This is a genomic window from Enterobacter sp. GER_MD16_1505_Eko_090 (genome assembly GCF_003331015.1).
Lineage (GTDB): Bacteria > Pseudomonadota > Gammaproteobacteria > Enterobacterales > Enterobacteriaceae > Enterobacter > Enterobacter roggenkampii.
The window spans coordinates 498,838-508,788 of the sequence record NZ_PUQF01000001.1; the positions used below are offsets into that span (position 1 = coordinate 498,838).

The following is a 9,951-nucleotide window of genomic DNA, read 5'->3' on the forward strand; positions in this document are numbered from 1 at the left end:
CGAGGATTATCATATGCGTTATCAAAAACTGGGCAATACCGGACTGTTCGTTTCTGAACTCTGCCTCGGCACCATGACCTTCGGCGGAGAAGGCGGCATGTGGGGCAAGATTGGTCAGCTCCAGCAAAGCGAAGCAGAACAGCTGGTGGGCCGCGCGCTGGATGCCGGGATCAACTTTATCGACACCGCGGACGTTTACTCGGAAGGGCGTTCGGAGGCGATCGTCGGCCAGGCGCTGAAAAACCTGAAAATTCCGCGCGAGAACGTGGTCGTCGCCACTAAAGTATTTGGCGAAACGGGAACGGCAGGAGTGAACTCGCGCGGCAGCTCGCGCTATCACATCATCAGCAGCGTGAAGGAGAGCCTGCGCCGCCTGCAGCTCGATCATATCGATCTCTATCAGCTGCACGGCTTCGACCCGGCCACGCCGATTGAAGAGACGCTGTATGCGCTGGATAACCTGGTGCAGCACGGCCACGTGCGCTATATCGGCGTCTCGAACTGGGCGGCGTGGCAGATTGCCAAAGCGCTGGGCATTTCCGAGCGCCTCGGGCTGGCGCGCTTCGCATCTCTCCAGGCGTATTACACCATCGCCGGACGCGATCTTGAGCGCGAGCTTGTGCCGATGATGCAGAGCGAAGGCGTCGGGCTGATGGTCTGGAGCCCGCTGGCGGGCGGCCTGCTGAGCGGAAAATATGGCCGCGACGGGCAGAGCGAAGCCGGTAGCCGCCGTCTGGAATTTGACTTCCCGCCGGTGAACAAAGATCGCGCCTTTGACTGCGTGGACGTGATGCGCGTGATTGCCGAAAGCAAGGGCGTCTCCGTCGCGCAAATCGCGCTGGCGTGGCTGCTGCATCAGAAAGCCGTCACCAGCGTCATCATTGGCGCGAAACGCGTTGAGCAGCTGGACGACAACATTGCCGCCACCGGGATCCGCCTCAGCGAAGACGAGCTCAAACAGCTGGATGCGGTGAGCGCGCTGCCGCGCGAGTATCCGGGCTGGATGCTGGAGCGTCAGGGGGAGTATCGCCGTAATCAGCTCGCGCAACAGTAACTCTCCGCATCAGGTATTTTTTAAATTTGTTTGCCCATCGGTACAGAAATCGGCAAAAGCGGCTTATTTCACTGAGCACGCTTTTGCCGATTCAACGATGGGCTGTGGCGGGAATCAGCAACCGTCTTTGCAGGTTGCCGCTGGGTTTTGCTCAAGGATTCTTACCAGCAGGGCTCGGGGTTCTCTCACGACATCTGTTCCAATTGACAGTACTTTGCCGTCCCGTTCTGCTGAATACTTCGCGACAACATCACCGAATGCATTTCGCTGCAGGGCGACCTCTTGTCCTGCTTTTACCGTGTCGCCGGGTTTAACGAAAACTTCCGCAAACCCACCCGTGGTTGCTCGTATTGAACTGATCGCATTACCAATATACGTTTTATTGCTGCTGGCGGTTGCGCCGATTTTGCCTTCAATCACCTTGTAATGAATCAGTACATTGAGGGCACCCTCTACACCCCTGGCAATCATATCCTGCTGGTAAATCCTCGGCTCTCCCGTCTCGGCCGTTATCGCCGGGATACCATTTTGAATAAAGGTGGTTTCCATTGAGCCGGCTTCGCCGGGATCTTTCTTAATTTGATCGGCCGGAAAAAGTTCTGCAATCGTCCGGGCATCCGCATTGCGGTAGTCGGCATAAATGAACAGCGGATAAGCCGTTCCGGTAGACTGGGTGTGATAGTCAATCGCCAGGTCGACATTTCCTTTGTAAACCTTATTCCACATCATCCATGCCTGACGCTCGGCAGGGTTACCCGTTTCTTTTCCTGGATGCACGCGGTTGTAGTCGATCGTCTCACCCCCATCGGTTGAAACGGACCATGTCCGGGAGACCCTTTCAAGTCCAGAACGGTTTGGACCTATAATGCCAATAACGCTGCCGTTCATTTTTGCGGGGTCCAGTTGTTCCATCACTTTTTGTACGATGCGCACTCCGTTTAGCTCATCGCCGTGGACGCCCGCCTGCAGAAGGACTTTCTTCCCGTCCGTTTTGCCTTTTGCCACCATGATGGGGACATACCAGCGCTGTCCTGTTCCTGTCTCAACCCCCTCGAACATGAAGCGATGCTGTCCTGCTGTCAGGTCTGATACATCCAGAGTCGAGATAACCGGCACTCCCTGCACCTTATCACCCGTATACACCGTTGCCGCGTGAGTCATTGAGCATGGCAACGCTAAGCTGAGAGCGAATGCGATACGGCTAGTAAATATCTTCATGAGCGTCATTTTCCATTTGATAGGGTTGAGATTTTTATTTTTCGGCCTGGGCCGTGGTTCGTGCTCATTAAGTTAATAGTGATTTTATGAGGCCAGCCAGCGGCACGATCGGGAAATGTGATTTTGCATAGGCTAACGCACCGGCCTCAATAACAGGGTTTGCGCGATTCATTTTTCCTGCCCGGCGTCTTCTTTCTAACCTACCTCACAAAAAACGATCCTCCGCTTTGATCGACATGCCATCTTCGCTTATATGACTAGTCATGAAATTTTAAATGACTAGTCATATAGGGAGGAAACATGAGCAATCAGCTGCCGGCCAACTTTTTATGGGGCAACTCGGTATCGAGCATGCAGACGGAAGGGGCCTGGAACGAGGGCGGGAAGGGGATGTCGGTGTACGACATTCGCGAAGCTGGGGAGAACATCTCCGACTGGAAAGTCGCGACCGACTCCTACCATCGCTACCGGGAAGATTTCGACCTGATGCAGGATCTGGGCATGAACTGCTACCGCTTCCAGATCTCCTGGAGCCGCGTCTGTCCGCAGGGTGACGGCGCGTTCAACGACGAGGGCATCGCGTTTTACGACCGCTTTATTGACGATCTCATCGCCCGCGGTATTGAGCCGATGATCTGCCTCTACCACTTCGATATGCCGCTGGCGCTGGCGCAGGAGTACAACGGCTTCAATGACCGCCGGGTAATGGACGCCTTTATCCGCTACGGTAAAAAGATGATCGACTGCTTTGGCGACCGCGTGAAGTACTGGCTGACCTTCAACGAGCAGAACATCTTCCATATGCCGGAAGCGTTTCGCATTTCTGGCTACATGAAAGGCGATCAAACCCTGCGCGAGCTGTACGAGCTGCAGCACCATACCATGGTGGCGCACATGGCGCTGACCGAGTATCTGCACCAGACGAAACCGGGCCAGCTGATGGGCGGCATGCTGGCGCACCAGTTGGTTTACCCGGCCACCTGCAAACCGCGCGATATCTTCTGCGCCCAGCAGTATGACGAGTTCCTCAACCAGAACCTGCTGCGCGTCTTTGCCGGGCAGGGCTACAGCCCGGCGGTGATGGCGGTGGTGGAGCAGGAAGGCTTTGGTGATATCTACCGCGCCGAAGATTTAGCGCTACTGGCACGCACCAGAAACGACTATATGGCCTTCAGCTACTACGCCAGCAAAACGCTGGACAGCGATGCGATCCCGGAAGGCACGCCGGTCAACTATTACCTGCTGCACGGCGAGAAAAATAACCCCTACCTGAAAGCCACCGAGTGGAACTGGCAGATCGACCCGCTCGGTTTTCGCACCATCATTACCCGCTACGCCAACGACTGGCGCATGCCGGTCTTCCCGATTGAAAACGGCATTGGCGTGATTGAGTCGTGGGATGGCGTCAACCCCATCGAGGATACCTACCGCATCGACTACCACCGGGCGCACATCGAGGCGATGAAAGCGGCGATATTCGAGGATGGGGCAGAGGTCATGGGCTACCTCGGCTGGGGGTTAATCGACATTCTCAGCTCCCAGGGCGACATGCGTAAGCGCTACGGCGTGGTCTACGTCAACCGGGAAAACCACGACCTGAAAGACCTCAGGCGCGTGCCGAAGAAGAGCTACGCGTGGTTAAAACAGGTTATCCATACCAACGGACGCGAGATGTAAGCCGTACGCTGCCGGGCCGTTTTTGTGACTGATTGATGGGAACACGCCGCTATGTCTGAAACAAAAATCACACCGCACATGCAGTCCTTTGTCGATAAGTTTGTTGAGTTCTCGGCGCGCCTGGCAAACCAGGTGCACCTGCGCTCCCTGCGCGACGCCTTCGCCACGGTGATGCCGATTTTCATCCTCGCCGGCCTGGCGGTGCTGGTGAACAACGTGGTGTTCCCGTGGATTTTTCACGGCGATACGCTGGCACACTTCAAAGTGTGGGGCGAGGCGATTATCAACGGCACGCTTAACATCGCCGCGCTGCTGCTGGCCCCGATGATCGCCTGGTCACTGGCGCGCAACAAAGATTTCGACAACCCGGTTTCGGCAGTGGTTATCGCCGTCAGCAGTTTTATCATCATGATGCCGATGCGCTTACAGGTTACGCCCGTTGGCAGCGACGCCGCGGTGAACGTCACGCAGGTGCTGACCTTCGCCAATATCGGCTCCACCGGGATTTTCGCCGGGGTGCTGATTGGGCTGCTCTCAACGGAAGTGTTTATCGCGATTTCGCGCCTGAAGGCGCTGCACATATCGCTCGGGGAAAATGTGCCCCCAGCGGTCAGCAAATCCTTTACCGCGCTGATCCCAACGATCCTCACGCTCTCCCTGTTCGCGGTACTGGCGGCCGTGCTGGCAAACGTGCTGCACACGGATCTGATCCATCTCATTACCACCTTTATCCAGCAGCCGCTGCGGCTGATCAACACCAGCCTGCCGGGGACGATTTTCATCTACAGCTTCGGCAACTTCCTGTTCACGCTCGGTATTCATCAGTCGGTGGTCAACAGCGTGGTGCTGGAGCCGTTCCTGCTGATCAACACCAACGAGAACATGCTGGCCTTCGCCAACGGCCAGCCCATTCCGCACATCATCAACAACATCTTCGTGCCGACGTTTGGCATGGTGGGCGGAACCGGCAGCACGATCTCGCTGCTGATTGCGATATTTATCTTCTCGCGCCAGCAGTCGGCGAAGCAGGTAGCGCGCCTGTCGCTGGCGCCGGGCCTGTTCAACATCAACGAGCCGGTGATCTTCGGCCTGCCGATTGTCTTTAACCTGCCGCTGATGATCCCGTTTGTGCTGTTGCCCGCCATCGGCATTTACTTCGCCTGGCTCTGTACCACGCTGGGATTCATGTCGCGCTGCGTGGTGATGATCCCGTGGACCACGCCGCCGATTCTCAGCGCCTGGCTGGCGACGGCAGGGGACTGGCGGGCGGTGGTAGTGCAGTTGGCAATCATCGTATTTGGTGTATTCTTCTACCTGCCTTTCCTCAAGATTGCCGAGCGAGTGGCGTTGAAAAACAGCGGGATAGAAAACTAACTGTAAGGAAGGACGATGGCGGCGAAGTACATCACCATAGCGCGGGAAATCAAGAAACGCATTATCAGCCAGCAGTACGCCGCCAATGAACCGCTCCCGGACCAGTTTGCGCTGGCGGCGGAGTTCAGCACCAGCCGGATGACCATCCAGCAGGCGATGCGCCAGCTGATCGTCGAAGGGCTGGTCTACACCCGTCAGGGGCAAGGGACGTTCATCCGCAAAAACTTCCTCCAGCTCTCGCAGTGGGATCTCTCCGGCAGCGACTATTTCGGTGCCACCAAAACCTGGGAACATCTGGGCACGGTCACGAGCCAGGTGGTGCATTTTGAACTGCGCTTCCCGAACGAAAAAGAGCAGGCGTCGCTGATGATTAACGCCGATGCGCCCGTCTATGACTTTATTCGTCTGCGCTTATTAAACGGCGAACCCATGTCGCTGGATTCCACGGTGATGCCGATGAATCTGGTGCCTGGCCTGACGAAAAGCCATCTTGAAGGGTCAGTGTTCCAGTACGTGCAGGAGACCCTGGGGCTGAAAATTATGGGGTCATATCGGGTGGTGCGGGCGCTTAAGCCCAGCGCGCTGGACAGGGAGCATCTGGTCTGCGAGCATACCGATCCGGTGCTGGAAGTGGAGCAGGTGATTTATCTGGAGGACGGCACTGCGCTGGAGTATGCCCACTGCCACTATCGGTACGACCACGGCGGGATTGTTATCGTGAATAACGGATAGTCCGTCCTTCAGGCACACGACTCGAAATAGCTGTCTGTATCTTTTATGTAAAGATCGTTCTGACACAGATGCTGAATATGACCCGGCTTAAATGTAAAACGGATTTTTTGGATCCAGGATCGTTTTATTTTGCTGGTATTGTCGCGTGATAATCCATAATCATGAATTATCTCATGAACAAAACGAATGCTCTTTGCTGAAACATAGACCGGTGTTTTGGTGAGCTGAATCAGTTTGCTGATCCAAATATCATCTGCGCGAGGACAAACCCGAATAAAATCCTCGTTAAAATGGAAATACTCCGGAATCATGTTTTTCTTGAGGACAACGCCACCAAGACCGGTGATGATATAGTTTTGCTTAACAACTTTTGGCACGGTGATAAGCGGGAAATTACGATAGGTATCAAGAAGTTCTTTCTTCTTCTTTACTGTTTCGCGCACGCGCGCAGCAACCACATATTCCTGATTGTGGTGGTAAAAATCATCTAGTAGGGTTTCTGCCCACATTTCGTTATAAATGGCGTCATCGTCGGCATAAATCAGAATATCCTCTTCCGTTGCCGCTTGTAACGCAGGAAACAATTTACGATAAGGCCCGGTGTTTTTAACCCATTTAAAAACCAGGTTTGTACCTGTCTGGCGAATTTTCTGCGCCCATTCAGGCTCTTCAGTGATGCCTTCATCACTGAGATAAGGTGTACTGGAGACCCATACAACAATTCGATCGACTTTTTTTCTCTGGTTCGCTAGTGACCACACTGTCTGCGAACAGAGATAAAGGCGCGATTTTGTTGTTGTTAAGTTAATACTGATCATTGTACTAAGTGTGCTCCAGGAAATAAAAAGACCCTATAAATACAGATTAAACTGATGTTATAAGTAGGCGCATCATAACACTTAGAGGATCAGATGTAACCACGCCGGGTTGGCAGAAAATGGCAAGAATGGGACTTACGGCAATAATTGCTGTTCAGAAACGATGAGTGCAGTGGGTATCGCGGAGTAATAAGACCCCGAGATTTCGAGGTCTTATAAGGTACTTTAAAGATTCAGAAAGATCAGTTCAGACGCACCGGCATACCGGAACGGTTCTGAATCGCCTGGTCGACGATGGTGGTTTCCACGTCAGGCTGAGAGGTCACGGACTGCACCGCGCTGTTCAGCGTAATCGGCACGATCTCGTTGTTGTTGATCTGGTCTTCGCTGGTGGACAGCGGGTTGTGCACTTCGATGTAGCGGCTGCCGTCTGGCTCAGACGTCGCTTTCACCGGTTCGTTGATGAACTGCACGCGCGTACCGACCGGCACGTTTTCGAACAGGAACTTGATATCGTCGTTACGCAGACGCACGCAGCCGTGGCTTACGCGCAGACCGATACCGAAGTTGGCGTTGGTGCCGTGAATCGCATACAGACGACCAATGTACAGGGCATACAGACCCATCGGGTTATCCGGGCCGGCTGGCACAACGGCTGGCAGCGGTTCGCCCGCAGCGATGTATTCCGCGTGCATTTTGGCGGTTGGGGTCCAGGTTGGGCCCGCTTTCTTACGTTCAACTTTGGTGGTCCAGTTCAGCGGGGTGTCTTTACCCAGCTGGCCGATACCGATTGGCAGCACGATAACGGTGTTGGTGCCTTTCGGGTAGTAATACAGACGCATTTCGGCGCTGTTGATCACGATACCTTCATGAACGGTATCCGGCAGGATCAGCTGCTGAGGAATATTCAGCACGGTACCTGCTTTCGGCAGATACGGGTCAACGCCCGGGTTCGCTTCCAGCATGTTAGACAGGCCCAGCTGGTACTGCGCGGCGAAATACTCCAGCGGCTGAGAGTTACCCTCAGGCACCGTCACCACCTGGTTTTGACCCACCAGACGGCTTCCGTCGGTCGGCAGGGGATACGTCACCGCAGACGCGGTCTTACAAAAACCTACTACGGCTAACGCCGCCGCAAAAAGCGCTGTTAATTTCATGTTCATGTTGTGCGAGGTATCTAAGCCATTCAGGCGATGAGTTGATAAGTCTGAATCTGTGATGGGAGCGCATTATATGTGCATTCCCGCTCACTGGGAATTCAGATGTGTACGAAATCACATTTTTTTCGATTTTGTTAAAGTTTAGTGGATTGCCGCAACACGGGATCTCAATTCGGAATTGTGGCATAATGCCGTGTTTATCACACTTTTCGCAGGAATCTCCCCGTGTTAGTTACCAGCAACGTCACTATGCAGTTTGGCAGTAAGCCGCTGTTCGAAAACATTTCCGTCAAATTTGGCGGCGGCAACCGTTACGGCCTGATTGGCGCCAACGGTAGCGGAAAATCCACCTTCATGAAGATCCTCGGCGGCGATCTGGAGCCGACCCTCGGCAACGTCTCGCTCGACCCTAACGAGCGTATCGGTAAGCTGCGTCAGGATCAGTTCGCCTTCGAAGAGTTCACCGTGCTGGACACCGTGATCATGGGGCACGCGGAGCTGTGGGAAGTGAAGCAGGAGCGCGATCGCATCTACGCGCTGGCCGAAATGAGCGAAGAAGACGGCTATAAAGTGGCCGATCTGGAAACGCAGTACGGCGAGATGGACGGTTACTCTGCGGAAGCGCGTGCGGGCGAGCTGCTGCTGGGCGTCGGCATTCCGGTCGAACAGCATTACGGCCCGATGAGCGAAGTTGCGCCAGGCTGGAAGCTGCGCGTGCTGCTGGCTCAGGCGCTGTTCTCTAACCCGGACATCCTGCTGCTCGACGAACCAACGAACAACCTGGACATCGACACCATCCGCTGGCTGGAGCAGACGCTCAACGACCGTGACAGCACGATGATCATCATCTCGCACGACCGTCACTTCCTGAACATGGTCTGTACGCACATGGCGGATCTGGACTACGGCGAGCTGCGCGTCTATCCGGGCAACTATGACGAGTACATGACCGCCGCCACCCAGGCGCGCGAGCGTCTGCTGGCGGACAACGCCAAGAAGAAAGCGCAGATTGCGGACCTGCAGTCCTTCGTTAGCCGCTTCAGCGCCAACGCCTCTAAGTCGCGTCAGGCGACCTCGCGTGCGCGTCAGATTGATAAAATCAAGCTGGAAGAGGTTAAAGCCTCCAGCCGTCAGAACCCGTTCATCCGCTTCGAGCAGGACAAGAAGCTGTTCCGTAACGCGCTGGAAGTGGAGGCCCTTACCAAAGGCTTCGATGAAGGCCCGCTGTTTAAAAACTTCAACCTGCTGCTGGAAGTGGGCGAGAAGATTGCCATTCTGGGCGCCAACGGCGTGGGTAAATCCACCATGCTGAAAACCCTGGTCGGCGAACTGCAGCCGGACAACGGCACCGTGAAATGGTCCGAGAACGCGCAGATTGGCTACTACGCGCAGGATCATGAGTACGAGTTCGAAAATGACCTGACCGTCTTCGACTGGATGAGCCAGTGGAAGCAGGAAGGCGACGATGAGCAGGCGGTGCGCAGCATCCTGGGCCGTCTGCTGTTCAGCCAGGACGACATCAAAAAGCCGGCTAAAGTGCTCTCCGGTGGCGAGAAAGGCCGCATGCTGTTCGGCAAGCTGATGATGGAAAAACCAAACATTCTGGTGATGGACGAACCGACTAACCACCTGGATATGGAATCGATCGAATCGCTGAACATGGCGCTGGAGATGTATCAGGGCACCCTGATCTTCGTCTCTCACGACCGTGAGTTCGTCAGCTCGCTGGCAACCCGCGTGATCGAGATTACGCCAGAGCGCGTGGTGGACTTTACCGGTAACTACGAAGATTACCTGCGCAGCAAAGGTATCGACGGCTAAAAAAAGCCCGGTGGCGCTTCGGTATGAACCGGAAACATGGGTAACACTTTAGACCGGATACATGGGTAACAGTTATAACTGGCATAGAAGAGGAGAC

General features: G+C 54.9%; 8 protein-coding genes. 5 read left to right on the top strand and 3 right to left on the bottom strand.

Translation table 11 applies throughout. From position 1 onward, the window contains the following. Positions 1 to 13: 13 nt before the first annotated feature. Positions 14 to 1,054 (top strand): aldo/keto reductase, encoded by a 1,041-nt coding sequence (locus C6A40_RS02380; RefSeq protein WP_008501181.1) that lies wholly within the window; start codon positions 14 to 16, stop codon positions 1,052 to 1,054. Between the two features lie 114 nt (positions 1,055 to 1,168). Here the strand turns inward: C6A40_RS02380 and C6A40_RS02385 are convergent, their stop codons facing one another. Then, positions 1,169 to 2,272, bottom strand: a complete 1,104-nt coding sequence (locus tag C6A40_RS02385) for a succinylglutamate desuccinylase/aspartoacylase family protein (RefSeq protein ID WP_052686634.1) — start codon at positions 2,270 to 2,272, stop codon at positions 1,169 to 1,171. Between the two features lie 300 nt (positions 2,273 to 2,572). Between C6A40_RS02385 and C6A40_RS02390 the strand changes: the two genes are divergently transcribed. From C6A40_RS02390 to C6A40_RS02400, 3 genes are read left to right on the top strand one after another with little or no spacing between them, the layout of a single operon-like run. After that, on the top strand, positions 2,573 to 3,949 hold the full coding sequence (locus C6A40_RS02390) for a glycoside hydrolase family 1 protein (protein ID WP_008501183.1): 1,377 nt from the start codon (positions 2,573 to 2,575) through the stop codon (positions 3,947 to 3,949). Positions 3,950 to 4,000: 51 nt separating this feature from the next. Then, positions 4,001 to 5,323, top strand: coding sequence for a PTS sugar transporter subunit IIC (locus C6A40_RS02395; protein ID WP_023292937.1), 1,323 nt, complete (start codon positions 4,001 to 4,003; stop codon positions 5,321 to 5,323). A 15-nt stretch (positions 5,324 to 5,338) separates the two neighbouring features. Further along, entirely contained in the window at positions 5,339 to 6,055 is a 717-nt protein-coding gene (locus C6A40_RS02400; protein ID WP_045336705.1) for a GntR family transcriptional regulator, read from the top strand. Positions 6,056 to 6,063: 8 nt separating this feature from the next. Here the strand turns inward: C6A40_RS02400 and C6A40_RS02405 are convergent, their stop codons facing one another. Further along, the gene (locus C6A40_RS02405; RefSeq protein WP_052686633.1) at positions 6,064 to 6,873 is read right to left on the bottom strand and encodes a glycosyltransferase; all 810 of its coding nucleotides are present in this window, start codon (positions 6,871 to 6,873) and stop codon (positions 6,064 to 6,066) included. 242 nt (positions 6,874 to 7,115) lie between these two features. Next, entirely contained in the window at positions 7,116 to 8,036 is a 921-nt protein-coding gene (gene ldtB / locus C6A40_RS02410; protein WP_044596939.1) for a L,D-transpeptidase, read from the bottom strand. Positions 8,037 to 8,258: 222 nt separating this feature from the next. Between ldtB and C6A40_RS02415 the strand changes: the two genes are divergently transcribed. Continuing rightward, positions 8,259 to 9,854: an ABC-F family ATPase gene (locus C6A40_RS02415; RefSeq protein WP_008501187.1), complete on the top strand. Its 1,596-nt coding sequence runs from the start codon at positions 8,259 to 8,261 to the stop codon at positions 9,852 to 9,854. The last annotated feature ends 97 nt before the right edge of the window (positions 9,855 to 9,951 follow it).